The following is a 23,661-nucleotide window of genomic DNA, read 5'->3' on the forward strand; positions in this document are numbered from 1 at the left end:
AGTTTGGCCCCGGAACCCACACGGTCCCGGGGCCAAACCTCTAGCGGTGGGGTCTTGGAACACAATGTTCCAAGACCCCACCGCATTTCTTACACCCACAACACACACCACCCCAGCTACCACTAGCACGACTTGCTCTCTCAGCAGCCTTCCTGCTCCAGCGTTAAAGTCGAGGTATGAGTGAAGTTTCCAAATCCTTAAGCGCTATGTCGCAGTTCCGTGATGAGTTGAATGCAGCCGCTTAGACGGGGACGAGTAGGCAACGTTGCCGCGAGAAAGAGGCAAGTTCAGCGCCGCTCGAGGCAACATTACTCACACTTGAGAACCTCAAGATTGACTCTTTGCCGTGCACTTTGAGAAGCGCTGTACCCATGAGCGCGGACATAGGTTTCGTATCTACAAGGACGTAGGCACTTTAAGCGGCACTGAGTCGCTGAGCTAGGTTGTTGCCAACGGGGCGAGCAGATGACGTGTGCTGGCCAAACGAGTACCGTCGTGCGCTTTCAGCGGTGGGATTAGAAGTGCCCGCGAACGGAAGTTCGCGGGCACAACGGCATCTACCAACAACGGCAGATCACTTTAGATCCACGTCGGGAACCACATGTGGAAGTGCCAGAAGTTATAGGAGATCAGATCTCCTCGCCAGAGCGGCATGAAGAATACCGCGGAAGCGGTAATGAGCGCGGTAATTACCAGAGCTCCTAGCGCCCAGCGCTGACGGACACCGGCATCGGCGCCCATCCAGCGGTAATCGCCGGGTTCAAGGGGCTGAGAATCATACATGCGGTCTGGATCAACCCAGGTGCGTGTCTGGTCCAACATATAACCGAGCAGCCAGGCGACGCTCAAACACACAAAGGGAACGAAGGCGATCGTGTAGAAGTTGAAGATCGTTCGGTTCGCATTGAGATACCACGGGAAGTAGAGCGCCAGGTAACCGCAGACGACGAATCCAGTGCGCCAGTTGCGATCCCGCAGCGTGACAAAGAGCAGGATAAAGAAGGCCACGGCCCCGACCCACCACAGGAGCGGATTACCCAAAGCTAGAACCGCGTGGACGCAGTCTGACTTATCGCAGGCGCCAGACGCGACCTTGTCCCAGGCAAAAGACGTCGGACGCGCCTGAACAAACCACTGCGCAGGATGCGCTTGATAGGTGTGAGGTGTCGTCAGCCCAGTGTGGAACTTGAACATTCCCACGTGGTAATCCCACAAGTCTTGGAAGGCTCCGGCAATGCCGTGATTGCGGTGACCATACGCATTCCAATGAGCAAACCAACCGAACCACGAGGCGATATAGGTAATGATCGCCGGAGGAACCATCGCCAAGAAAGCGACTGAAGTGTCGTTGATGAGCGTTGCAGAAAAAGCCCGCGGATGACCCATTCGCCTGCGAGTCATCCAGTCGCGGACGGCAACAAATAAACCGAGAACAGCCAGGACATAGAGGCCCGACCACTTGACCGACATCGCCAATCCACTCAAAATACCAGCAGCGAGGAGCCACCAACGTGAACCTGCGTGAGGTCCAATTCTCTTGGGATCATCGGGATCGGGCGTCCATTCGGAGAGCCTTGAGACCAATCGCGGATGAGTAATCTCTTGATCTTTCAGCACCGCCAAGAAAGCCGCTGCGGCGAACATTGCTAAAAAGACGTCCAATAGGCCCGTTCGCGACAAAACAATCGCGATGCCATCGGTAGCCATGAAGAATCCGGCAAGTGCAGTAATAGCAGGGGAACGGAACAGGTGCTGTGCAATACGAGCAGTCAAGAAGACCAAAATGATTCCCGCGATCGCGGCGCTGATGCGCCAACCGACAGGATTCGTCGGACCAAATGCCCGCATTCCCAGTCCGATCAGCCACTTTCCTACCGAAGGGTGAACGACGTAGCCTCCCTCGGCAGAAAGTCCCGAAAAATCGCCTGAAATAAATGCGGGGTCGGTATCTTTCGCCCAACTTCCTTCATATCCCAAAGCGATTTGAGAGTAGGCGTCCTTGACGTAGTAGGTCTCGTCAAAAATGAGCGTTCGGATAGTTCCAAGTCCCGGAAGACGAATAAAAGCGGCAAGAATCGTCGTCACCCACGTAGCGATCCAACCCGCACGCGCAGACATGGGTAGCTGCGCCCAACGGGGGATAGCGACGGGTTTCCACCTGTGCGCCTCGGCCTCGCTCACTTCTTGGGAAGACTCAATCTCTGCAGATTCTTCCCCGCTGTCCGAGGCCGACTCCTCGTCGTCTCCATCAACCGTCGTACCGGCATCCGCAGCTCGCGCATCAGCCTCGGACTCAGGCTTTTCCTGAGACGCAGCCACGGGAGGAGCTGAAGCGCTGTCGTCACTATGTGCGAGCTCTTCTGTGTGCGCGTCGCCAGCTGTCGCCTCGGCTTCAGGGATATCTGAATTGGAAAGAGTTTCGTCGTTCACCAGTTCAGTCTACCGATGCCCACCCTCAACTGGAGTAGTACACCCAAAGGTGGGACGATTGGTCCGTGAGTGAAGACCAGGATTTTATTCAGGCCCCCGCCTCGATTCTTCTAGCAGCAACCCCAATCGGTGACGTACGCGATGCCTCTTCGCGTCTGGCCCCAGCCCTCGAGCAAGCCGACATCATCGCCGCAGAAGATACACGCCGCCTTCTTGCCCTGGCCTCGAGAATGGGAATCCACCTCAGCGCGAAACTCATCAGCCTCCACGACCACAACGAATCCGCCAAGGCCTCGGCAGTCGTCGAACAAGCGCGGGCCGGCGCACGCGTCGTCATGGTCTCCGATGCGGGAATGCCCACCGTCTCAGACCCCGGGTTCCGCCTCGTTCACGAGGCCACTGCCGCTGGAGTTCACGTCAGTGCCCTCCCTGGTCCCTCCGCGCCGGTCACTGCGCTCGCGGTTTCAGGGCTTCCTTCCGACCGCTTTGCTTTTGAGGGTTTCCTCCCGCGCAAGACGGGGGAAGCGACGCGCTACCTGAAGGCGCTTGCCGCCGACCCACACACCCTGATCTTTTTTGAATCCCCCAAGCGGGTTCATGAAACCCTGACCCTTATGGCTGAGGTTTTCGGCGCAGACCGCGAGGGAGCGCTATGCCGGGAACTCACAAAGACCTATGAAGAGGTGATTCGCGGAAGCCTCGCGGAACTGGTTGAAGCCACCGAAGGAGAGGTCCTCGGGGAAATCACCTTGGTTATTGCTCCCGGGCGAGCACAGGGCAATGCCGATGACCACGTCGAGGCCGTGCTGGCCTTGGCGGCAGAAGGCATGCGGCTTAAGGACGCTGCAGCGGAAGTCGCAGAAGCGACAGGATTACGCAAGAACGAGCTGTACCGGGCAGCTCTCGCCCGCACGAACTAGGGGAGTGCGGTAGGCGAATCAGGCCTGAGAGGGGACCAGCTCAACTCCGGCCTCGGCCATACGTGCGGCGGCAAGCTCGCCCAACTCGGGGCTGACGGGTTCGGTCAAGTCGGTGAAGACTCGCACCTTAAAGCCATCCTTCACCCCGTCCAACGCGGTTTCACACACGCAGTGGGATTGAGCAAGGCCCACGACGTCCAAAGAATCGATGCCGTTGTCTCGAAGAAGTTCAAGCAAGGGACGCTTCGTTGCCACGTCCTCGCCATCGAAAGCGGAGTAGGCGGCCTCGTACATGCCCTTGTGGATCGTCACATCGGCATGGAGGTCGGCAAGAGCGGGGTGGAGCTCGGCCTCGGCGGTACCTGCGACGCCGTGAGGGGGCCACGTGTCAACGAAATCGGGATTGTCAGAGAAATGCGAACCCGGATCGATGTGCCAATCCTGCGAGGTTACGATGCAGTCGTAATCCGAGGCGTGAGCGGCAACAAAGTCCGCAACGCGCTGAGCACAGGCGTTTCCGCCCTCAACGGGAAGAGCTCCTCCCTCGCAAAAAGTAGGCTGAACATCGACAATGACAAGCGCGCGGGGCATTGGATCCTCCCGAAAAATAAGCGGCAGATACCTTGAGAATAGGGCAGAGACGACTCGAGCGCCAATAGGCATTAAACTAGGGGACCATGAGTCGAATTTTGTCTGCCGTTGCTTGGCCTTATGCCAACGGTCCCCGCCATATTGGTCACGTCGCCGGTTTCGGAGTCCCCTCCGATGTCTTCTCTCGCTACATGCGAATGGCCGGGCACGACGTACTGATGGTGTCCGGAACTGACGAGCACGGAACCCCCATTCTGGTTGCCGCCGATGGCGCGGGTATCAGCGCGCGTGAGCTGGCCGACCAGAACAATCGACTCATCGTCGAAGACTTGGTCCAGCTGGGCCTGTCCTATGACCTCTTTACGCGTACTACTGCGGGAAACCACTACCGCGTCGTCCAGGACATGTTCCGAACTGTTCGCGATAACGGTTACATGATCGAGCAGGTCACCCGCGCGGCAATCTCGCCTTCGACCGGACGCACTCTTCCCGACCGTTACATTGAAGGTACCTGCCCGATTTGCGGTGCGGAAGGCGCTCGCGGCGATCAGTGTGATAACTGCGGTAACCAGCTCGATCCCACCGATTTGATCAACCCTCACTCGCGAATCAATGGCGAGACCCCCGAATTCGTGGAGTCCGTCCACTACTTCCTGGATCTTCCCGCACTGGCCGATGCGCTTTCAGCATGGCTGGATGACCGTGATCGTTCCGGCACATGGCGCCCCAACGTCATCAAGTTCTCGAAGAACTTCCTTGAGGACATTCGCCCGCGTGCAATGACACGCGACATCGACTGGGGTATCCCGGTTCCCGGCTGGGAAGATCAGCCCGGAAAGCGCCTCTACGTCTGGTTTGACGCGGTCATCGGCTACCTGAGCGCCTCGATCGAGTGGGCACGCCGCACGGGGGATCCCGAAGCATGGCGCAAGTGGTGGAACGATCCCGAAGCCCTGACCTACTACTTCATGGGCAAGGACAACATCGTCTTCCACTCGCAGATCTGGCCGGCCGAAATGCTGGGTTACAACGGTCAGGGAGCAAAGGGCGGCCAGCCCGGCGATCTGGGCGTTCTCAACCTTCCCACTGAGGTCGTCTCTTCTGAATTCCTCACCATGGAAGGCAAGAAGTTCTCTTCTTCTCACGGCATCGTCATCTACGTGCGTGACATGCTCAGCCGCTACCAGGCTGACGCGCTGCGTTACTTTATTTCTGCTGCGGGTCCTGAGTCCTCTGATGCTGACTTCACCTGGGCAGAATTCGTGCGCCGCACGAACGGTGAGCTTGTCGCCGGTTGGGGCAACCTGGTGAACCGCACTGCGTCGATGATCCACAAGAAGTTCGGCGAGATCCCCGCGCCGGGCGAACTCCAAGAGATCGACCGCGCGCTGCTGGATGCTATTGCCGCAGGCTTTGACGAGGTCGGGGACCTGATCCGTCACCACCGCCAGAAGGCTGCTCTTGCCGCTGCGATGCGTCTGGTTGGCGAGGCCAATAAGTACGTTGCCGATACCGAGCCCTTCAAACTCAAGGCACCCGAAGAGCGCGAGCGTTTGGCGACCGTGCTGTGGACGCTGGCGCAGGCAGTGGCTGACCTCAACCTCATGCTTTCGCCCTTCCTTCCCCACGCGGCAAATGATGTCGACCGCGTCATGGGTGGCGCGGGTGAGATCGCTCCCATGCCTTACATCAAGGAAGTTGAGGAGTTGGACCCCGAGGTTCTTCCCGCCGATTTCGCTGGTCGTACAGGCTACCCGGTCATTACCGGCGACTACACGAATGTTCCCACGTGGGAGCGTCACGACATTGTCGTTGGCACCCCGATCGAGAAGCCGACCCCGGTCTTCCAAAAGCTTGACGAGGCCATCGTAGAAGAAGAACTCGCGCGCTACGCGGAGTCTCGCCCCGATGACGTGACCGGAGCGTGACTGAGGCTTCGTTGAGCCACTGATCTGGCTAAGAGTTGGCGCCAAGCAGACGGTGTATTCCGCTGTTTGGCGCCAACTCTTTGTGTCGAGAAGTCCTTTTCAGGCATTCGTCCTTACTTGCTTGACCCCTTCTTTCGCGATGTAAACGAACTAATTCCCGCAATTGTCATGAGTAGAACGCCCAAGACAGCCAGGGTGGAGATCGCAATCAGAGCGAAGTCCATCATTCGCGCAAAGGCCAGTGCGATGAGGACAACGCCTGTGAAAATGACGATGCATGCCCACACCAGCTGCCCGATGCGTACTCCGCGATAGGGCGCTTCCTTGAGTTCCTCCGCAGACCAAACTCGGGTGGGAGGAATAACACCTGAGTGAGGCGTTGAGTGTGGTGTCTGTGTTTGGTCCGTGCTTGTTGCCCATGCCGCAGCCCCGCTCGCAGCGCTCGCCCCAGCCTGATGGCTGGTGTACGTCGAAGACGCGCCTGAAGATGCGTGAGGCGCGCTCTCACTGGGAGGAACAGCAGGGGCGTCAGATACTTCAGCGTCGGCCTCGGATTGTTCAGCGGAAGAGGGGGCCGCGTCCTCGGTCACTGGAAGTTCCCGTGTTTCCGAGACGAGGCCGGAGGGAAGCGTTGCGGTCTCATCCGAGGCACTGGCGGGCTGGGGGACCTCGGGAGCATCATTTCCCACGGGAAGCGGGGTCGTTTCTTCCCCGTTCGTGGGCAGGGGAACGGTCTGATCAAAGTCGTTGACACTCATGTCGGATCCTTTCAGTGCGCGCCTGCGGCGGACTCAGAAGCACTAGGGGAAGCGGAAGGCGTTGGGCTTGCCCCTTGCCCAGTTGATGCGCTTGGTGAAGGCGTCGCTGGTGAAGGTGAAGGCGTTCCCGATGGCCAGGGATCACGATTGACGGAGCTCCCGCTTTCCTCGACGTTCACGTTGAGGATCTGTGGGGCATCGAGGTAAACCGTGATTCCTTCGCCTTCTTTCCAGGTCGGGGACTTGAGGATTGTTGGCGTGGAATCATTGAATCCTTGCCAATCCGCATCTCCATTCATGTCCAGAGTGACGCTCAGGGGACGATTCTGTGCGACCACCCGTACCGGCTGGTCTTGACGCGCTTGGATATTCGCAGAGGGGATGAGATTTCCGCGGACGTGGATATCCTTCGTGAGCCCATCAGGCGCATGGGTGAGATCCAAGTCAAGAACGACGACCTGAGAACCGTTTTGGCCAGCGATCTCGTCAGACTTCCACGTTGCATCGTAACTGGAGGTTGAAACATTTCCCCAGTGCCAGCCGTCTGTAGTGGTGACGGCCGCGTAGCCAATTCCACCCAGACCTGCGGGGATAGCTAAGAAGATACCGATGGTTGATAGAGCGCTGAGTGCTGCGGAGGAGCGGTCGCGAATCGCTGCAACCAGGTGAGCAAAACCGACGATGAGAAGGCAGATGCCACCGCCAATTAATCCGATCTGCACCCAACTGTCAGCCGCACTTGTTGTCTTTAGACCATTGCGGTACATGAGCCAGAAGGTTCCAGCGAGCACCAACATGACCAGCCCGTAGATGCTCAAGACCGCTGCGCGTGAAAGACGGCGAGGAAGGAGTGGGGCTTGGGTGGGGAAGGGAGTAAAACGCGTTCCGGCACTTTGCGGAACTGTGTGTCCCGAGGTCGCGTACGAGGCGTTCCATTGTTGCCTCCATTGATCCCCCTGCATCTGGGGGCCAGGAGCATCTGAGGCAGGAGGGGGATAGGTGCCTGCAGTCGAGGCGCTAAAAGGGGAGGACGTGGTGGAGGCTGCCTCTGGCGAAGGCTGGGATCCCGGGAATTGTTCAGGGCCCCCTTGAGTTCGCCAGTCGGGAGTTGATTGAGGCATGGTGTTTCCTTGGACAGTCCAATTTGATTTCGATAGCAAGATGGCGATGATGACGATGGCCGCGGGGAGCATGAGGAAGAAAGGCACCCTGAAGAAGACCGTCGTGATACCCAAAGCACCGCCGCCGAAGATCGCCATGAAGGCAGCGCCGACGATCGCCATATCGAAACGCCCCTTGAGCATTTCATCGACATGGATTCGACCATCGCGAGCCTCAGGCAAGAAGACCCATGCGAATGCATAGAAAATGCACACGACAGGGAAGAGGAAGGCGAGGACAACGATGAGGATCCGCACCGAGTTCACGTCCCATCCGTAGCGTTGTGCCAGACCTTGACACACGCCGCCGATGACGCGAGGCTCACCACGGAAGAAACCGGAGTATCGCAATGTGTTCATGAATCCTTTATCCATGCTTCAACTCTGCCCAAAGATGCACGAAGAAGATATAGGGGGATGCCCTGATCTATCCCCGATTTGTCGCTTTCTCTTCCCCCGAATCGCAGAAAACGTGTGAAGATAAACGGGTGAGTCACCTGCAGGACAATACCGATGCGCCTCAAGGCAGGCAGACGGGGTACGAGTGGACCCCGCCTCAAATCGTGCCGCCTCAGCGCGCCCTGCGACGCTCCAGCGCGCACTCGACGGATATGCCTCTTCCTTGGATTGGGGGCGTGTGCGCGGGAATCTCCTCGATGCTCGGTATCTCAGTGCGCGTCGTACGTTTCGCCTTCCTCATCGCACTCCCCGCCTACGGGCTCTCTCTCATCGTCTACCTCTGGCTCTGGCTCACTGTTCCCGAGGACTCAGGTGGCGAACAAAGCGGGACTGGCCGCCTGCACTCGCCCCTGGCCTCGGCAGAAGAAATCGCCAGACGTGAAAGCCAACAGCGCAATCTGCGCATGCTCTTGGTGGGCCTCGGATCGCTTGGCCTCGCACTCGCGATCGCCTACCTGCTCTTTGCGGGGATTGCGGGCCTGCGCGACATCGCCTCCGCGATTTTGGTCATCGGCGGAATCTCCGCGGTGTGGACCCAAAGCACGCGCGCACACAGCTGGAAGAGTCCTCTGTTTATCCTCATCACTTTCGCGGGGATGCTCTTGGTCGCCGCGGGCTTGGCCCTGGCCTTCTTCCGCGGGCAATCGCCCTGGGATCTTGCCCGAGGTGCGATCTTGGGTGCCTCCCTGATCCTTGCCTTGGGAGTGGCCATTATCCCCTTGTGGGTGCGCACCTCCCAAGACAGTGCGCGCAGCAAGGAACGTGAAAAGCGCGAGGCCGAGCGTGCGGATATGGCCGCGCACCTGCACGATTCCGTCCTTCAGACCCTCACATTGATCCGCAATAACGCTGATAATCCAACGTCAGTGCGCGCTCTGGCGCTTGGGCAAGAGCGCGAGTTGCGCTCGTGGCTGTACACCGGACGCGAAGAAGCCGCGGACTCTCTTGCCGAGGCCCTGCGGGAAGCCGTCTCAGCCCTGGAGACCACCTTTGGTGTGGAAGTGGGCGTCGTGACCGTTTCTGATACGCGTCCAGGTCCCGGCGAACTCGCGATGGTCGCTGCCGCATCGGAAGCAGTATCAAACGCGATTCGCCACGCGAAGCCGCCCCTGAGTGTCTACCTGGAAGTCGGGCCGGGCGGGTCCGATATCTACGTCAAAGACTGTGGCGACGGCTTTGATCTCTCGCAAATTCCCGAAGATCGGCACGGGGTTCGTAACTCGATCATTGGCCGCATGGAACGCGCAGGTGGGAAAGCCTCGATCCGCCATCTTCCCAGTGGAACAGAAGTTCACCTCTCCATGCCCGCAGCTACACTGGAATAAGCGCACTTCACGAAGGAGAACACCGTCATGACGATCCGGATTCTGGTCATTGATGATCACGCACTCGTGCGCGCAGGAGTGCGTAGTGAATTGGAATCCAGCGGCGCCGACCTTGAAATCGTTGGCGAGGCCAGTGACGTCGAAGGCGCAATTGCCGCCTGCCATGCGCTCCACCCCGATGTCGCGCTCCTCGACGTTCATCTCCCAGGAGGAATGGGCGGTGGCGGCGCTGAAGTTGCGGCCTCGTGCGCGGATGTTGAGGGGTTGAGATTCCTTGCACTCTCCGTTTCGGATTCCCCCGAGGACGTCGTCTCGGTCATCCGCGCGGGTGCTCGCGGCTACGTCACCAAGTCAATTTCGACCCCCGAACTGGTCGAGGCCATTGGCCGCGTTGCAGCGGGGGATGCGGCTTTCTCGCCGCGCCTAGCGGGTTTCGTGCTTGATGCTTTCGGTGGCGGGAATGCCCCGATTGCTGCCCACGACGATGAACTGGACCTTTTGTCCGCGCGCGAGCAAGAAGTGATGCGTTTGATCGCTCGCGGTTACCCCTACAAAGAGGTCGCATCCGAGCTCTTTATTTCGATTAAAACCGTTGAGACACACGTGTCTGCGGTGCTTCGCAAGCTCCAGCTTTCTAATCGAAACGAACTCACGCACTGGGCCATGCAGAGACACATTATCTAGGGTTGCGGTGCAATTCACCTCGGCTCTGGCGTGCTCCAGTGGGAGTTGAGTGTCAACGGCGATACCATGAGAAGTCCCCAGAACTCGATGCCCAGGGAGTGGCGTTCATGCACAAGATTGGTTTCAATCGCGATCAGTATCTGGCCCTTCAATCCGAGCATATTGCGCAGCGCCGTCAGCAGTTCGGAGGAACCCTTTACCTAGAGTTCGGCGGGAAACTCGTCGACGATATGCACGCTTCCCGCGTGCTCCCTGGCTTCACCCCCGACAACAAGATCGTCATGCTGGCTGAGCTTGCTGAAGAGGCCGAAATTGTCGTCACCGTTAACGCACTGGACTTCCAGCGCCGCAAGATGCGTGAAGACCTGGGAATCACCTACGAAGACGACGTCTTCCGCCACATCGATATGTTCCGCGAATACGGGCTCTACGTTGGCAACGTTGTGATCACCCGTTGGAGCGACTCCAATGAGCAGGCACACGCCTTCAAACGCAAGCTTGAAGCCCGTGGAATCAACGTCGCACGCCACTATCCCATCGAAGGCTACCCGAACAATATCGACCTCATTGTCTCCGATCAGGGGCTGGGACGTAACGAATACGTTCATACGACTCGCCCGCTGGTGATTGTTACCGCTCCCGGACCAGGCTCCGGCAAGCTCGCAACCTGCCTCTCTCAGCTCTACCACGATCACAAGCGCGGACTGACCTCGGGATACGCGAAGTTTGAAACCTTCCCGATCTGGAACCTCCCCCTGGATCACCCGGTGAACGTTGCATACGAGGCGGCAACCGTGGACCTGGACGACGTCAATATGATCGACCACTTCCACTTGAAGGCTCACGGCGAAACCACGGTCAACTACAACCGCGATATCGAGGCCTTCCCGGTCCTTCGTCGACTCCTCGAGAAGATCATGGGGACTTCCCCCTACCAGTCGCCCACCGACATGGGCGTCAATATGGCCGGTTTTTGCATTAGCGATGACGAGGCCTGCCGTGAAGCCTCCAAGCAGGAGATCATTCGCCGCTGGTACAAGGCTTTGGCCCTGGAAGCGCGAGAAGATCTTCCTCCCGTTCAGTCTGAGCGTGCCGCGCGCCTGATGACGGCAATGAACCTGACCAGCGAGGATCGCCCCGTTGTTGCGCCCGCCCTGAAGCGCGCGCAAGAGACCGGCTACCCAGCGGCCGCAATGGAACTGGCCGACGGGCGCATTGTCACCGGAAAGACTTCGGACCTGCTGGGTCCTTGCTCCGCAATGCTCTTGAACGCGATGAAGCTCCTTGCAGGCATTGACGATGATGAGAAGCTCCTTGCCCCCGAACAGATTGAGCCCATCCAAAAGCTCAAGACCGAGCACCTGGGCAGCCGCAATCCTCGTCTCCACACTGACGAGGTCCTGATCGCTCTTGCCGGTTCCGCGCGCTCCAATGAACGCGCCGCTCTGGCTCTCAAGCAATTGTCGCAGCTGGCTGGCTGCGATGTTCACTCTTCGGTTCTGCTGGGCAGCGTTGATGAGGGGATTTTGCGCCAACTCGGCATGAATGTCACTGCTGAACCTGTTCACGCGACCAAGGGCGTCTACCACAAGCACTGAAAATGGATCAGGAACACTCACTTCCCAATCTCGGTTCTTTCCTCGATTTCGGCAGCGATTCCCAGGAAGACCTGCCCCTGTACGACCCAACCTCGCAGGCGGCGGGAAACTGGGGTTCAGTCGCCGATAGCCGAGGCCTCGGGAGCGATAGCGATCCCCTGAGCACCGGCGCACCGTGGGCAGCGGCCTCGTCGCAGCAGAAAGACCCCGAAAGCTTGCTTGCGGGACTCAACGATCAACAGCGTGCGGCGGTCGAGCACCGCGGAGTACCGCTGCTGATCATGGCCGGTGCGGGCTCGGGGAAGACTCGCGTCCTCACGCATCGAATCGCGTACCTTTTGGCGACCGGCCAGGCTCGCGCGGGTGAAATTTTGGCGATTACCTTCACCAATAAGGCGGCCGCTGAAATGCGTGAGCGCGTCGAGGCTCTGGTGGGCGGGGGAGCGGCGCGCAGAATGTGGGTGTCGACTTTCCACTCGGCTTGTGTGCGATTGCTGCGTGCGGAATACCGCGCAGCAGGTTTGCGATCGACTTTCAGTATTTATGATTCGCAGGATTCTCAGCGCCTCATTCAGATGGTGTTGAAAGCGGCGGACGTGGATATTAAACGATTCACTCCGAAGCTTGTGGCCGCGCGTATTTCTGACCTGAAAAACGAGCTCGTCACCTGGCAGGAATACCGAGATGTCGCGCCGAATGACCCGATTTCGCGGGTCGTCGCCTCGGCCTATGAGGAATACGAAAAGCGCCTTGCGCAGGCCAACGCCCTGGACTTCGACGACCTCATTGCTCGCACGGTTCGACTGCTCAAAGACAATCCGGCGATCGCCGAGCACTACCACCGGCGCTTCCGTCACATCCTGGTCGATGAGTATCAAGACACGAACCATGCGCAGTACGTGTTGGTCCGCGAATTGGTAGGCACTGGGGACGATGGAGTAGAGCCCGGTCAACTCACGGTTGTCGGTGATTCGGATCAATCGATCTACGCATTCCGCGGTGCGACGATTCGCAATATTGAAGAATTTGAACGGGACTTCCTCGGTGCGCGAACCATTTTGCTCGAGCAAAACTACCGCTCAACCCAAAATATTTTGTCCGCAGCAAATGCTGTGATTGCCCGAAATGAGGGTCGCCGCGCAAAGAATTTGTGGACGGCATCGGGGGATGGCGCGCTGATCACGGTCGACGCCGCAGACTCAGATCGCGACGAGGCACGTTTCATCGTTTCAGAGATGGAAAAGCTGTCGGCAGCCGGGACCCGCTGGGCTGATATCGCCGTCTTCTACCGGACAAACTCGCAATCGCGAGCAATCGAAGAACTTCTGGTCCGCCAGGGCATTCCCTACCGAGTTGTCGGAGGCACTCGCTTCTACGAGCGTGCGGAAATCAAAGACGCCTTGGCTTACCTTCAAGTGATCTCGAACCCCGACGACACTGTCGCATTGCGTCGCGTCCTGAACACTCCCCGCCGCGGAATCGGCCCGAAAGCTGAAGCTGACCTCATTGCCCACAGTGATCGCTATGGGATTTCTATGGGCGCGGCCGCTAGGGATTGCTGGATTTCTCAGGGCCGAGGCCTCGGGGAAGCAGAGGGCACTGGCCTGACTCTCGCGGAGCTTCCCACGGAAGAAACTGAGGAAGCACGAGGCGGCGTGGCTGGACTCAGCCCGCGCGCGGCCTCGGCAATCGCAGATTTTTGGGGATTGATCGAGGCCATGCGCCGCGCGGAACAAGCAGGTGCGAATGCTGCGGAGATCCTCGAAGAAGTTCTTGACCGCACGGGATACTTGGCGACTCTGCGACGCTCCCAAGATCCGCAGGATGCCTCGCGAGTGGAAAACCTTGCCGAATTGCATGCGGTCGCACTTGACTTCGCAACAACCAGCGGCGAGGTCGGACTCGCGGGATTCCTCGAGCGCGTTGCCTTGGTCGCGGACTCCGACCAGCTTCCCGAAGAAGAAAGCGGAAGCGGTCAGGTGACCCTCATGACGGTTCACACCGCGAAGGGCCTGGAATTTCCGGTCGTCTTTGTCACCGGCATGGAAGATGGAACCTTCCCGCACCAGCGCTCGCTGGGTGAGCCTGAGGAACTCGCGGAAGAACGGCGCCTTGCCTACGTCGCCATCACGCGTGCTCGCAAGCAGCTGTACTTGACGCGCGCCGCTGTTCGAAGCGCGTGGGGAGCGCCCCAAGAAATGCCGCCCTCGCGATTTTTGGATGATATTCCCGCTGAATTGCTTGACGTGCGTCGCTCGAGTACTTCCATGGAACGCCTGCGCGGCGGCTATGGCGCGGGATCGGGCTACGGCTCGAGTTACGGCGGATATTCGGGAGGCTCCGGGTACGGAAGCGACTACGGGTACTCGCGACGGCGAGACGATGACGGTGGTTACGTTTTCGGCGGTAGTTCCGGCGCGGGTAGCGACGGCGGTCCGCTTGCGGGCCGAGGCCTCGGCGGCTCGCGCGGCACACCAGCCCCGCGTACGACAGTTTCGCGTCCGACCGGTGCAAGCACACCCAAGCAGACCCTCAAGCCTGAGGAAACTCGGGTTGGGGATCGCGTCCGTCACGCGACCCTCGGGGAAGGCGTGATTATCGGCTTGGAAGGAGCCGGTGAGCGAACCATCGCGGAAGTTGCCTTCGCGTCAGCTAAAAAACGCCTGTTGTTGCGGATGGCCCCCATGGAAAAGATCTAAGGCACTGTAGGCTTAAGACAGTAGCGCGCGAACGAGTTGCCGCGCGTACAAACGCCCCTCGGGCACAAAGTGAAGGGACACAATGGATCTCTACGAATACCAAGCACGGGAGTTGTTCGCTGCTCACGGCGTCCCCGTGCTCGCGGGAATCGTTGCAAGCACGCCAGACGAGGCTTTCGAAGCTGCACAGAAGCTGCTTGGTGAAAATGACCTCCTTGTCGTCAAGGCGCAGGTCAAGATCGGCGGACGCGGGAAGGCCGGCGGAGTGAAGCTCGCTCGCACCGCTGAAGAAGCGCGCGAGAAGGCCCAGGAAATCCTTGGAATGGACATCAAGGGACACACAGTCCACAAGGTTCTCATCGCTGCGGGCGCCGATATCGCCGAAGAGTATTACTTCTCAATCCTCTTGGACCGCTCGGGACGCCGTGAGCTGGCAATGTGCTCTGCTCAGGGCGGTATGGACATTGAAACCCTGGCCCGCGAACACCCCGAGGCCCTAGCCCGCGTGGGACTGGACCCGAAGGTTGGAATTGACGAGGACGTTGCAGCACAGATCCTGGGGCAGGCTGGTTTCTCGCGCTCCATGATTGACAAGATTTCCCCGGTGCTCATTCAGCTCTGGGATACCTACCGAGGCGAAGACGCCACCCTGGTTGAGGTGAACCCCCTGGTCCTGACCGAGCAGGGCGATGTTTTGGCGCTGGATGGCAAGGTGTCGTTGGATAACAACGCCGCTTTCCGTCATCCCGAACACGCGGCCTTCGCCGATAAGTCCGCGCAGGATCCGCGCGAGGCCATGGCGAAGGAAGCCGGACTGAACTACGTACGCTTGGAGGGCCAAGTGGGCGTCATCGGTAACGGCGCCGGCTTGGTCATGTCGACCTTGGACGTTGTGGCCCTGGCGGGTGAAGAGTGGGGAGTGAAGCCCGCGAACTTCCTCGATATCGGTGGCGGCGCCTCGGCAGAGGTTATGGCCAAGGGGCTCGATGTGATCTTGGGAGACGAGCAGGTTCGCTCCGTGTTCGTCAACGTTTTCGGCGGAATCACCGCATGCGACCAGGTCGCTCGCGGCATCGTCGGCGCACTGGAAACCCTGGGAGATGCAGCCTCTAAGCCGCTGGTCGTGCGCTTGGATGGCAACAAGGTTGAAGAAGGCCGCGCAATCTTGCGCGAGGCCGCACACCCCCTGGTGCACATGGAAGAAACAATGGACGGCGCTGCTCGCCGCGCCGCCGAGCTGGCCGCGAACGCCTGAGACGGGACGGGACTCATCATGACAATTTTTATTGACTCCACTTCGCGCGTCATCGTTCAGGGAATGACCGGTTCCGAGGGGCAGAAGCACACCGCTCGCATGCTTGCTGCCGGCACGAAGATCGTTGGCGGCGTGAACCCACGCAAAGCTGGAACCACCGTTACTTTCAACGTTGATCCCTACGGGCCTGGCGCTGAGGACCGCGCTGCCGGTGAGGTTGAGGTCCCCGTTTTCGGTTCGGTTGCACACGCTCGCGAAGAAACCGGCGCGAATGTCTCGGTCATCTTCGTGCCCCCGGCATACGCCAAGGATGCGGCAATTGAAGCAATAGACGCGGGGATTGAAACCCTGGTCGTCATCACCGAAGGCATTCCCGTTCAGGATTCAACCGCTTTCGTTGATTACGCGCTTGAGCGCGGCGTGCGCCTGATTGGCCCGAATTGCCCCGGAATTATCAGCCCCGGACAGTGCAATGTCGGCATTACTCCTGCCGATATCACTGGTCCTGGCCGCCTGGGCTTAGTGTCTAAGTCGGGCACCCTCACCTACCAGCTCATGTACGAGCTGCGTGACCTGGGATTTACCACCTGCATCGGCATTGGCGGCGACCCGGTTGTGGGAACCACTCACATCGATGCCTTGGAAGCTTTCGAAAACGACCCCGACACGGACCTCGTCGTCATGATCGGTGAGATCGGCGGCGACGCCGAAGAACGCGCCGCAGCCTGGATCAGCGAGCACATGACGAAGCCCGTTGTCGCCTACATTGCGGGCTTCACCGCACCCGAAGGCAAGACCATGGGTCACGCGGGCGCGATCGTATCGGGAAGCTCTGGCACGGCCTCGGCAAAGGCGAAGGCACTGGAAGCGGTTGGCGTGAAGGTCGGTCGCACTCCCTCGCAGACTGCGCTTCTTGCGCGTGAGGCGCTGGCTGCTCGATGAGCGAAGACACTACCGCAGCAGAGCGGACCACGGTCACAACGGTCTCGGCTCGCCCAACGATCCGCGTTGCCCTCCCGCAGGGGTGGGCGCGCGCAGTGCTCTCGGGAATCGAGGCCGCACTGCTCGGGTGGGCACTGGTCGTTGTCCCCACCTTGATCGCCTATGCTGCGGTGGCGTCGAACCAGTGGCTGGTATCGACGACGTGGGAAGATGCTTTCCATTTCGCCTCGGATTTGTGGGGCGCGGCTCTTGGTGCGCAGGTGGTTTCCGGCGAGGTTTCCTATCGCGCAGTGCCTTTGCTGTTTGTGCTGGTCCTGATTGGTCTGACCAAGTTGCTTCTGCTGCAGGGACGGCGTTTTCCCGCGGCAGCGCAGTGGATGGCGATTCCTGGTTTCACCGTGACCGCACTGCTTTTGGCCGGCGGTATTGGCACGCACGTGCGCGTCTTGGGTGCATTCCCGCTGGCCATCGCAATCCCGTTCATTGCGGCCGCATGGGAAGTTGCCCTCTCTCCTCACAGCCTGGAATTGCGGCTCGAAATGCCGCGGTGGTTGAGTTCGGGTGTGGGCACAGGGTGGCGCGCCTCGTGGGTTTTGGCCGCTTATGGCGGACTTTTCCTGTTGATTTCGGTGACCCAGTCCTGGTCGCGGATTCGTGGAATTCACGAGCTTTTGCTGCCAACCTCCACGGTTGATTCGACAATGATCACGCTCGCGCAGGTGCTCTTCATTCCCAACGCGATTGTGTGGGCGCTGTCCTGGCTTGCCGGGCCTGGTTTCTTCATGGGGAGCGATGCTCTGCATTCGCCGGCGTCCGCGCCGACCATGCCGATCCCCGCGATCCCGCTTTTTGGAGCGACTCCTGTGAGTGCTCCCGGGACCTGGGTGATTCTTGCACTGATCGTGTTCGGCGTAGCGCTTGGTGTGTATCTGCGCCTACGCAAGGGCAGTGAATCGCTTCTCGATGACCTGTACCAAGGCGGTATCGCGGCTGTGGTGATCGCAGCCGTTTACTTGGTGATTTCCTTGGGTTCGGCCTTGGTTTTGGGAAATGGCCGCTTGGCTTTCCTTGGGCCGCGTATGTCGCTTTCCGCGCTGTGTCTTTTTGCCGAGGTGGCGCTGGGGATCCTGCTGACCGTGGCGCTTTCGCACCCCGTGAGCGTGGCGTGGGCGCGTGAGCTTGTGAGCGCTGGGAAAGCTCGGGTTCATGAGCATCGCCATCACGAGGCCGCAGCAGGGGAAGTAGCGACCGTGGAGCTTGTGCCTGAGGTTCCTAGTGAAGACGCGGCCAATGAGGAAACTGCTGGCGATTCGCTCGAAGTTGCCGACGGTGTGGATACACGTGAGGATGAAGCCGCTGAGAACGTCGCCGACGAAACTCAGGTCGCGGAGAACCTCGGGGATGACGCTGAGGCGGCTCAGGCCTCGGAAGAAGAGGACGCACCCGGCAACTAAACCAACCCGGGTGTGGGAGAGCGCTCGCTACTTGGCCTCGTCGAAGAGGCTAGGAAGCAGGTAGCATGGTGGGGTGACTTCAGCTGATCTTCATCCCGTCCTTGTTGTCGATTTTGGCGCGCAGTACGCCCAGCTCATTGCTCGTCGCGTGCGCGAAGCCAGCGTCTATTCGGAAATCGTCCCGCACACCATGCCGGTCGCCGAAATGCTTGCGAAAGAACCCGCAGCAATCATTCTTTCCGGTGGCCCCTCATCCGTGTATGAAGAGGGTGCTCCTTCCATTGATCCCGCTATTTTCGCCGCGGGTGTGCCGGTTCTGGGAATCTGCTACGGCTTCCAGACCATGGCTCACGCGTTGGGCGGAACCGTGGGGCGCACGGGAACCCGCGAGTACGGACACACCGATGCCTCTGTTTCTGAGCAGTCCTGCCTGTTTGACGGGACTCCCGAAGGCCAGGTCGTGTGGATGAGCCACGGTGACGCCGTTCAGGGCGCGCCCGAAGGCTTCACCGTCACCGCATCGACTGCAGAGACCCCGGTCGCAGCTTTCGAATGCGCTGAGCGTCACCTCTACGGCCTGCAGTGGCACCCCGAGGTCGGCCACTCGCAGTTCGGCCAGGATGCTCTGAAGAACTTCCTCTACAAGGGCGCGGGAATTGAACCCACGTGGACGCCGGGCTCGATTGTTGACGAGCAGGTCGCGAAGATCCGCGAGCAGATCGGTGACGCGCAGGTGATTTGTGCACTCTCCGGTGGCGTGGATTCCTCCGTGGCCGCGGCGCTGGTTCACAAGGCTGTCGGCGATCAGCTCACCTGCTTTTTCATCGATCACGGTCTGCTGCGTGCGGGCGAGCGCGAGCAGGTCGAAAACGACTACGCGCGCGGCATGGGCATCCGCGTCATCACCTGCGACGAGTCCGAGCGATTCTTGTCCGCTCTGGCCGGAGTCACCGACCCTGAAACCAAGCGCAAGATCATTGGTCGCGAATTCATTCGCTCTTTCGAGGCCGCCCAGAAGCAGGTCATCGAAGAGGTCGGCGCTGCCGGTGGCGAAGTGAAGTTCCTGGTCCAGGGCACCTTGTACCCCGACGTCGTCGAGTCCGGCGGCGGCGAGGGCGCTGCGAACATCAAGAGCCACCACAACGTGGGCGGCCTGCCCGAGGACATGACCTTCGAGCTGGTTGAGCCCCTGCGCACCCTGTTCAAGGACGAGGTTCGCGCGGTTGGGCGCGAACTGGGCTTGCCCGACTACCTGGTGAACCGCCAGCCCTTCCCGGGTCCCGGCCTGGGTATTCGTATCATCGGCGAGGTGACGCGTGAGCGCCTGGATATCTTGCGCGCTGCGGACCTGATTGCCCGCGAGGAACTCACGGCTGCCGGCCTGGATCAGGAGATCTGGCAGTGCCCGGTTGTGCTGCTGGCTGATGTCCGTTCCGTGGGCGTTCAGGGCGATGGCCGCACCTACGGTCACCCGATCGTGCTGCGCCCCGTCTCCTCTGAGGACGCGATGACGGCCGATTGGACGCGCCTGCCGTACGATGTGCTGGCTCGAATCTCTACGCGCATCACGAACTCTGTTGCCGAGGTCAACCGCGTGGTGCTGGACGTGACATCCAAGCCGCCGGCAACCATTGAGTGGGAGTGACATAGATATTTGTCTCTAATTGCTTAGTTTATATATGAAGAAAATAGATAATGCTAAATTGTGAATTTGTAGGAGATAAAAAGTGTGGATGTTATATACAGGAAGCAACGATTAGCACTTACACGATTTTGGGGCGACAATAGATTGTGTCTAAGGGCTACAGAACCGGGGCAAATAGAAATGCCTAAAATGCAATTTGTTGGTGGGCATCCCAATGAATGGTGCATATTTATTGATGATCTTACAGATGAAGAAAAAAGTGAAATTACAGATATTTATGGCAACTCTATTAGAATACAGGAATTAGATATATAAATCCCAGTTTTGGAACCTTCTACAGAATGAAAAATTTGAAGTTGCGGAGTAGTTAAAATTGAGGGTAAAAGCATTTGCATTGATGGAGATATCGGAAAGATTTTAGATGGATTAGGATAAAGGGAATGGTTGAGTGGGAGTAATACTTTCCGCGTTGGTTTAAACGTGTTGGCCCGGGAGCGCTCTGGTGAGCGCTCCCGGGCCTTTGAGCTAGGGATAAAAATAGGAGCGAATCCGTCAACACGGACCCGCTCCCTAAACCATAAGGTTTGCTATCTGTCTGCTAGTTTAACAGGCCGACTCTCTCTGTCAATTCTCTGAGAAAACTCAACGCGGCAAGAAACGAAGGTGCAGCGTCTTTCGTGTTGATTAAGTCGGAGTTGGCACTCACGTCATCAAATACAGCTTTAAGTTCGGTGCTTGCGCGGGAGCGAGAGTTTCCTTCACTAATGAGCAAATGATGGAGAAGAATCACGGTCACGATCTCTTGTAATACGGGGTTCTTCATCCAATGCCGGCGTCGGGTTTTTGAAATCCCTGTTTCTGCGAGTAACCGGTTGATAGTTGAAGATGGCCGCCGCTGGAATTCATTTTGCTTTCTCACAATGCTGTTAACAATGCATGAGCCGTGAGCGGCGGCATTTCGCAGTGAATTTACACGCTTAAGATCGTAGTGGAGATTTCTGAGCTGTTTATCATCCCATCGACTTGCGCAGAAATGCACAAAGCTTCTGAGTGTTCCAAAAGAGACGAGTTCTAGGAATGCCCAGACTGGGAGAACGTCGTGATATTGATCGTTAATCCAGCTGTTATACGGACTCTTCAGGCTGCGCTGGATTTCTTGGTTGATGCGTGGGGAGAAGTGGGGATCTAGCGTCTCAAGAAAAGAAGTAACGATTGCATATTCGTTTCCCTCATATTTCTCCATTTTCTGGAGTGTTAGGACCTTGGAAATGTGCTCAAGATCCAGTGTCATCCCGAGCAAAGCGTGACGTAAACGTTGATCGATGGAGGCCAGTAATCTAAGTTGAGCGAAGTCTGGTTTGTTGAACTGCGAATCCTCTGTGACAGATCCCGTGAAAATAGCGCGGTATGAAAGAATTTTAAAGAAATTGCACTTAGTGCTGAGGTAATGCTCAGCATCTCTTTTCCCGTGAAGGTCGAAACGAATACCTTCTGATTCAAGACGGAATATCTGGTCGTGTATCGGAACGAGTTTTTGCCTCTTGTGATTTTCTGTCCCCGTCATCATCCATCTCCTTCGATGGCATTCTCAGTAGGTTTTCAGTTAGGGACTCCATTCTAGTCAGACTGTAGTGGTTTGAACGGTGAAATTACGGTGCCTGTGGATTGTGTGTGGGCTGAAGTTGTAGGCTCAGTCCGCTGAGTTCTCGCTTGAATTCTCTTTCAGGTGGAAGTGTTTTTTTGGGGAAGGAACCCTCATGAATTTACTTGAGTACATGCGTGCGAAAGACCGCATGACACAAGCGGAATGGGAGTGCACTTTCGAGGATGACGAACGCGAGATTCTTGTTGTCCTTGCTGAGGGACAGGGAGCCAACAAGAGGAACGGATTTTGGGAAGTCTATGTTGATTTTCTCGCGTATATGGAGTGCGAGACCGGTACTTTGTCTCCGAATGAAGGGCGCTTAGTCTATCCCGCCACTGATGAGGACCATGATGCGGGAGATATATTTTCTCGCTTTAAAGAGCGGACGATTTATCGCGTGAAGGTACGCAAGAAGATCCCCGAAGAAGTACCTGAGATTGTTACTGCTTCCTCGCAGAATCAGTTTCGAGTTGTCGAGGTTTGTGAAGAGAACCCTCCGTGTCCCGAGTTGGAAGAGATTCTGGCTGAATACTGCAGGCCAATCATCTTGAATGACGAGGCCCTAGGAGAGCTAACCCTGGATAAAACCCTGGGGATCTTTGAGGGGAAAACACAGTGGTGTGGCGCTTCAATCGACATTTCACTGGAGGTTAACCCGGCTCAGAAGGCGAGCTGGACGAAAGCCAGAAAAGCGATGAAGAGCCTGCTCGCAAGCCAAGAGCAATGGGACCGCGACATGCGTGCTTGCGCGGCGCGTTCATTGACCGCAAGCGCTCGCGATTGGCAGGAATCTGGGGGCGACGAGGCTTCAGAAATTACAGAAGAGAGTTTTGCTCAGCGAATCGAGCTCAGCAGCATCTCAGTGAGCGCAGGTGGCTCATTCACCGCCTATTTCGACGATGATCAGATGTTCTTCGGACACTGCATCATGGTGCGAGGAACCCTAAAGAAAGGCGCCGTGTCGGCACATATGGGTGGGTGAGTGTCAAAGCTCACACTTAAGTCTGTTTTCCTTGCTAAAATTTCCCTCAAAGCACGAAACATGTCGACGAAGGCGTCATCGCATATCGTGCACCTTCCCTCGATGTGTTCACGAAAACATGCAGAGAGGATTCGTCGTGTTCTTTTACGAGCCGCTTTCAGCAACAGCGTGGGTGAGCGTCCTGCTCTACCTCGTATTTCTCATCGGCATGAATGAGTTATCGCGCCTCAACAAATGGATTGGCGGCGCGATGTTTATCGCCCTGCCCATCATCCTGACGATCTTTGTCTGGACTCACACTGCCGTCGCCGGAACCGGTGCGGGCACTTGGTTCCAATGGGTTAAGACCTACTCTTGCCTCGCAGGAGCGATCCTGGGATGGCTCATTGTCTATTTCCCGGCCTTCCAAAAGAAGTACATTGTTTGTATCCCGCCCGCCGTCTTCGCCATCAACATCCTTGAAGCCTGCGTACGCGACTTCCAATTGACCGGTGTCAACGGAGTCGTTGACGGTTACATGGTTGTTGGCGGCCCGTGGAACGTCATCAACGGCATTGCCGGCATTCTCAACGCAGTCTGTATCTGTGGTTTCTTCGGAATCATCGTGAGCCGCGGTAAGAAGAAAGACTTCATCTGGCCCGACCAACTGTGGTTCTGGATCATCGGCTATGACCTGTGGAACTTCGCTTACACCTACAACAGTGTTTCCGACCGCTCAATGTACTGCGGCCTCGTTCTTCTTGCGGCGTGCACGATCCCCGCGTTCTTCATCAAACGTGGCGCCTACGCTCAACACCGCGTCCGTACTCTTGCGGTCAACATGATCGTCACGATGACTGCTCCCTGGTTCTTCTTGCACCCGAGCTTCATCGTGCATTCAACGAACCGTCCTGAAGCACATATGACGATTTCAGTCATTGCGCTCCTATTCAACATTGGTGTCTTCGCCTATCAGGCCTACACGATCATCGTGAAGAAACGTAACCCCTTCAAGGGCGAGCTTTACATCGACAGCCCGCGCTTCCGCAGCGTCTACCTCGAGAACATTGACGTTCCTGAAGACGCGCGCGAAGCGGCTTTGTCCAACCTTGAAGAATTCGGTTACGAGGCCGCGTGGGATGAAAAGGGCCGCGTGTGCACAATGGTCGCGCCCAAGTGAGCGTCGGCCTCGGGATTCAAGGAGGAT

Annotated in this window: 18 protein-coding genes; 13 read left to right on the plus strand and 5 right to left on the minus strand. The window is 58.1% G+C overall.

Annotated elements, in window-relative coordinates:
• Positions 1–579: 579 nt before the first annotated feature.
• A complete protein-coding gene (locus ACWNMW_RS07440) occupies positions 580–2,430 on the minus strand; it encodes a phospholipid carrier-dependent glycosyltransferase (protein WP_449490498.1) in 1,851 nt (616 codons plus the stop codon).
• A 65-nt stretch (positions 2,431–2,495) separates the two neighbouring features.
• Between ACWNMW_RS07440 and rsmI the strand changes: the two genes are divergently transcribed.
• Entirely contained in the window at positions 2,496–3,350 is an 855-nt protein-coding gene (rsmI, locus tag ACWNMW_RS07445) for a 16S rRNA (cytidine(1402)-2'-O)-methyltransferase (RefSeq protein WP_449490499.1), read from the plus strand.
• Between the two features lie 18 nt (positions 3,351–3,368).
• Here rsmI and ACWNMW_RS07450 read toward each other — a convergent pair whose 3' ends face one another.
• A complete protein-coding gene (locus tag ACWNMW_RS07450; RefSeq protein WP_449490500.1) occupies positions 3,369–3,941 on the minus strand; it encodes an isochorismatase family protein in 573 nt (190 codons plus the stop codon).
• An 86-nt stretch (positions 3,942–4,027) separates the two neighbouring features.
• Here ACWNMW_RS07450 and metG point away from each other — a divergent pair, with 86 nt between their 5' ends.
• Entirely contained in the window at positions 4,028–5,869 is a 1,842-nt protein-coding gene (gene metG, locus ACWNMW_RS07455) for a methionine--tRNA ligase (protein ID WP_449490501.1), read from the plus strand.
• Between the two features lie 113 nt (positions 5,870–5,982).
• Here metG and ACWNMW_RS07460 read toward each other — a convergent pair whose 3' ends face one another.
• Together ACWNMW_RS07460 and ACWNMW_RS07465 are read right to left on the minus strand one after the other, a co-directional pair.
• Entirely contained in the window at positions 5,983–6,627 is a 645-nt protein-coding gene (locus tag ACWNMW_RS07460; protein ID WP_449490502.1) for a hypothetical protein, read from the minus strand.
• 11 nt (positions 6,628–6,638) lie between these two features.
• Positions 6,639–8,147, minus strand: a complete 1,509-nt coding sequence (locus ACWNMW_RS07465; protein WP_449490503.1) for a PspC domain-containing protein — start codon at positions 8,145–8,147, stop codon at positions 6,639–6,641.
• 128 nt (positions 8,148–8,275) lie between these two features.
• Here ACWNMW_RS07465 and ACWNMW_RS07470 point away from each other — a divergent pair, with 128 nt between their 5' ends.
• The 9 genes from ACWNMW_RS07470 (at position 8,276) to ACWNMW_RS07510 (ending at position 20,163) form a co-directional block, all read left to right on the plus strand.
• A complete protein-coding gene (locus ACWNMW_RS07470; RefSeq protein WP_449490504.1) occupies positions 8,276–9,571 on the plus strand; it encodes an ATP-binding protein in 1,296 nt (431 codons plus the stop codon).
• A gap of 27 nt (positions 9,572–9,598) precedes the next feature.
• Positions 9,599–10,255, plus strand: coding sequence for a LuxR C-terminal-related transcriptional regulator (locus ACWNMW_RS07475; protein WP_072456414.1), 657 nt, complete (start codon positions 9,599–9,601; stop codon positions 10,253–10,255).
• A 107-nt stretch (positions 10,256–10,362) separates the two neighbouring features.
• Positions 10,363–11,853, plus strand: a complete 1,491-nt coding sequence (locus ACWNMW_RS07480) for a DUF1846 domain-containing protein (protein ID WP_449490505.1) — start codon at positions 10,363–10,365, stop codon at positions 11,851–11,853.
• Between the two features lie 2 nt (positions 11,854–11,855).
• A complete protein-coding gene (locus ACWNMW_RS07485) occupies positions 11,856–14,552 on the plus strand; it encodes an ATP-dependent helicase (protein WP_449490506.1) in 2,697 nt (898 codons plus the stop codon).
• Positions 14,553–14,634: 82 nt separating this feature from the next.
• Positions 14,635–15,807 carry an ADP-forming succinate--CoA ligase subunit beta gene (sucC, locus tag ACWNMW_RS07490; protein ID WP_449490507.1) on the plus strand — a complete coding sequence of 391 codons (1,173 nt, stop codon included), beginning with the start codon at positions 14,635–14,637 and terminating at the stop codon, positions 15,805–15,807.
• Positions 15,808–15,825: 18 nt separating this feature from the next.
• Complete coding sequence (gene sucD, locus ACWNMW_RS07495) at positions 15,826–16,749, plus strand: succinate--CoA ligase subunit alpha (RefSeq protein ID WP_072456406.1); 924 nt, start codon at positions 15,826–15,828, stop codon at positions 16,747–16,749.
• Positions 16,746–18,203, plus strand: coding sequence for a cell division protein PerM (locus ACWNMW_RS07500; RefSeq protein ID WP_449490508.1), 1,458 nt, complete (start codon positions 16,746–16,748; stop codon positions 18,201–18,203). Before sucD ends, ACWNMW_RS07500 begins: the two co-directional genes overlap by 4 nt.
• 73 nt (positions 18,204–18,276) lie before the next feature.
• The gene (guaA, locus tag ACWNMW_RS07505; protein ID WP_449490509.1) at positions 18,277–19,848 is read left to right on the plus strand and encodes a glutamine-hydrolyzing GMP synthase; all 1,572 of its coding nucleotides are present in this window, start codon (positions 18,277–18,279) and stop codon (positions 19,846–19,848) included.
• A gap of 84 nt (positions 19,849–19,932) precedes the next feature.
• Positions 19,933–20,163, plus strand: a complete 231-nt coding sequence (locus ACWNMW_RS07510; protein WP_449490510.1) for a hypothetical protein — start codon at positions 19,933–19,935, stop codon at positions 20,161–20,163.
• 283 nt (positions 20,164–20,446) lie between these two features.
• Here ACWNMW_RS07510 and ACWNMW_RS07515 read toward each other — a convergent pair whose 3' ends face one another.
• Positions 20,447–21,412, minus strand: coding sequence for an Abi family protein (locus tag ACWNMW_RS07515; protein ID WP_449490511.1), 966 nt, complete (start codon positions 21,410–21,412; stop codon positions 20,447–20,449).
• Positions 21,413–21,605: 193 nt separating this feature from the next.
• On the opposite strand from ACWNMW_RS07515, the gene ACWNMW_RS07520 reads away from it, so the two are divergent.
• Positions 21,606–22,475 (plus strand): DUF2262 domain-containing protein, encoded by an 870-nt coding sequence (locus ACWNMW_RS07520; RefSeq protein ID WP_449490512.1) that lies wholly within the window; start codon positions 21,606–21,608, stop codon positions 22,473–22,475.
• A gap of 136 nt (positions 22,476–22,611) precedes the next feature.
• Positions 22,612–23,634, plus strand: coding sequence for a DUF5692 family protein (locus ACWNMW_RS07525; protein ID WP_449490513.1), 1,023 nt, complete (start codon positions 22,612–22,614; stop codon positions 23,632–23,634).
• Positions 23,635–23,661: the final 27 nt, after the last annotated feature.

The organism is Actinomyces sp. Marseille-QA0893, from assembly GCF_976954355.1.

Bases quoted from the DNA above. Each gene is read 5' to 3' on its own strand.
- ACWNMW_RS07450 (WP_449490500.1), bottom strand. From the start codon at position 3,941: ATGCCCCGCGCGCTTGTCATTGTCGATGTTCAGCCTACTTTTTGCGAG.
- metG (WP_449490501.1), top strand. From the start codon at position 4,028: ATGAGTCGAATTTTGTCTGCCGTTGCTTGGCCTTATGCCAACGGTCCC.
- ACWNMW_RS07460 (WP_449490502.1), bottom strand. From the start codon at position 6,627: ATGAGTGTCAACGACTTTGATCAGACCGTTCCCCTGCCCACGAACGGG.
- ACWNMW_RS07465 (WP_449490503.1), bottom strand. From the start codon at position 8,147: ATGAACACATTGCGATACTCCGGTTTCTTCCGTGGTGAGCCTCGCGTC.
- ACWNMW_RS07475 (WP_072456414.1), top strand. From the start codon at position 9,599: ATGACGATCCGGATTCTGGTCATTGATGATCACGCACTCGTGCGCGCA.
- ACWNMW_RS07480 (WP_449490505.1), top strand. From the start codon at position 10,363: ATGCACAAGATTGGTTTCAATCGCGATCAGTATCTGGCCCTTCAATCC.
- ACWNMW_RS07485 (WP_449490506.1), top strand. From the start codon at position 11,856: ATGGATCAGGAACACTCACTTCCCAATCTCGGTTCTTTCCTCGATTTC.
- sucC (WP_449490507.1), top strand. From the start codon at position 14,635: ATGGATCTCTACGAATACCAAGCACGGGAGTTGTTCGCTGCTCACGGC.
- sucD (WP_072456406.1), top strand. From the start codon at position 15,826: ATGACAATTTTTATTGACTCCACTTCGCGCGTCATCGTTCAGGGAATG.
- ACWNMW_RS07500 (WP_449490508.1), top strand. From the start codon at position 16,746: ATGAGCGAAGACACTACCGCAGCAGAGCGGACCACGGTCACAACGGTC.
- ACWNMW_RS07515 (WP_449490511.1), bottom strand. From the start codon at position 21,412: ATGACGGGGACAGAAAATCACAAGAGGCAAAAACTCGTTCCGATACAC.
- ACWNMW_RS07520 (WP_449490512.1), top strand. From the start codon at position 21,606: ATGAATTTACTTGAGTACATGCGTGCGAAAGACCGCATGACACAAGCG.